We start from the raw sequence: 827 nt of genomic DNA, 5'->3' as shown, positions 1-827 counted from the left end.
CGGTTCTGCTGCCCTTGGACGAGCGCGACCGCGCGTGGCGCGAGGAGGTCTTCGGCCCCGTCGTGTCCGTGCTGCCGTTCGAGGACGAGGCCGACGCCGTGCGGTTGGCCAACGACACGGAGTACGGCCTGTCCGGCTCGATCTGGACCCGCGACGTCGGCCGGGCACTGCGCGTCTCCCGTGCCGTCGAAGCGGGGAACCTTTCGGTGAACTCCCACTCCTCGGTCCGGTTCTCCACGCCGTTCGGCGGTTTCAAGCAGTCCGGCCTCGGCCGGGAGCTGGGCCCCGACGCGCTGGACGGCTTCACCGAGGTCAAGAACGTCTTTGTGGCAACGGAGGAATGAGGACCATGCAACGTCTCCAGGACAGGGTCGCCGTGATCACCGGCGGCGCCAGCGGCATCGGGCTCGCCACTGCCAGGCGCTTCGCCGAGGAGGGCGCGAGGGTCGTGATCGTCGACGTCGACTCGTCCGCGGGTGAGGCCGCCGCCCGGGAGGTCAACGGCGACTTCCAGTACGCCGACGTGGCCAACGAGGAGGACGTGCGGCGGTTGTACGCGGCCGTGCACGGTCTTCACGGGCGGATCGACATCGCGTTCAACAACGCGGGCATCTCCCCGCCCGAGGACGACTCGATCCTCACCACCGGCCTCAAGGCGTGGCAGCGGGTCCAGCAGATCAACCTCACCTCCGTGTACCTGTGCTGCAAGTACGTGCTGCCGTACATGCAGGAGGCCGGGAAGGGCTCCATCATCAACACCGCGTCGTTCGTGGCCGTGATGGGCGCCGCGACCTCGCAGATCTCCTACACCGCGTCCAAGGGCGGCG

The 827-nt window shown here is 68.8% G+C and carries 2 protein-coding genes; both read left to right on the top strand.

The window, feature by feature from the left end:
- Positions 1-344, top strand: a 344-nt coding sequence (locus CCN37_RS37960; protein ID WP_143262056.1) for an aldehyde dehydrogenase family protein, incomplete at its 5' end; no start/stop codon positions are given.
- A gap of 5 nt (positions 345-349) precedes the next feature.
- On the top strand, positions 350-827 hold a 478-nt coding region (locus CCN37_RS37955), incomplete at its 3' end, for an SDR family NAD(P)-dependent oxidoreductase (RefSeq protein WP_143262055.1).

The sequence above is a fragment of the Allokutzneria sp. NRRL B-24872 genome (assembly GCF_002155965.1).
GTDB lineage: Bacteria > Actinomycetota > Actinomycetes > Mycobacteriales > Pseudonocardiaceae > Allokutzneria.
Note: the sequence above shows the minus strand (reverse complement) of the source record. Positions and strands in the feature narration are given on the sequence as shown.